This is a genomic window from Vibrio sp. 1641 (assembly GCF_033339995.1).
In the GTDB taxonomy this organism is placed as follows: domain Bacteria; phylum Pseudomonadota; class Gammaproteobacteria; order Enterobacterales; family Vibrionaceae; genus Vibrio; species Vibrio alginolyticus.
Genome location: NZ_JAWOVP010000148.1, coordinates 1 through 743 on the forward strand (window position 1 = coordinate 1; position 743 = coordinate 743).

The 743-nt window shown below is 47.9% G+C and carries 1 protein-coding gene; it reads right to left on the bottom strand.

Translation table 11 applies throughout. The annotated features are described in order from the left end of the window. Positions 1–187: 187 nt before the first annotated feature. A partial coding sequence (locus R7Z47_RS24735; protein WP_318130747.1) for an ABC transporter permease subunit occupies positions 188–743 on the bottom strand: 556 nt, incomplete at its 5' end.

The window sequence follows — 743 nt, forward strand, 5'->3', positions numbered from 1 at the left end:
ACGTTACGTTCCATTGATACAATGGCGCAGGCCAGAAATAGGTTAATCCTTTCCAACCAATGAGGAGCAATAACCCTAACACCGACAACAGACTGATGCTGACCGCACCGCCTGTTAGCCATATCCACGGTGCGCCAGAACGAATCCAATTTAACATTCAGTCACTCGCTCTTTTTCCTGATCTAAACTACAACGCACGGTATTTATCTCTCAATCTTTGACGAACCAACTCTGCCAACGCGTTCACAGCAAAGGTGAAGACAAACAAAATCAACGCAGCGAGGAACAACAAACGATAATGCGAACTGCCAACCTCTGACTCTGGCAACTCCACCGCAATGGTTGCCGATAAGCTGCGAAGTCCTTCTAAAATGTTCCAGTCCATTAGCGGCGTGTTGCCAGTCGCCATCAAGACAATCATCGTCTCACCAACTGCACGTCCAAGCCCCATCATAATGGCGGAGAAAATACCTGGGCTGGCCGTAAGTAGCACGACGTAAATCAAGGTTTGCCAAGGAGTGGCCCCAAGCGCTAACGATCCATCAGACAAGTGCTTTGGTACAGAGAAAATGGCATCTTCCGCAATGGTAAAAATGGTAGGAATCACGGCAAAGCCCATCGCAAGGCCGACCACCAAAGAATTACGCTGATCAAAACCAATCCCGTGATTGGTCAAAAACAACCGCATGTCGCCACCAAAGAAGGTTTGTTCAATACTTGGAGAAATCCAAACTCCGATACCA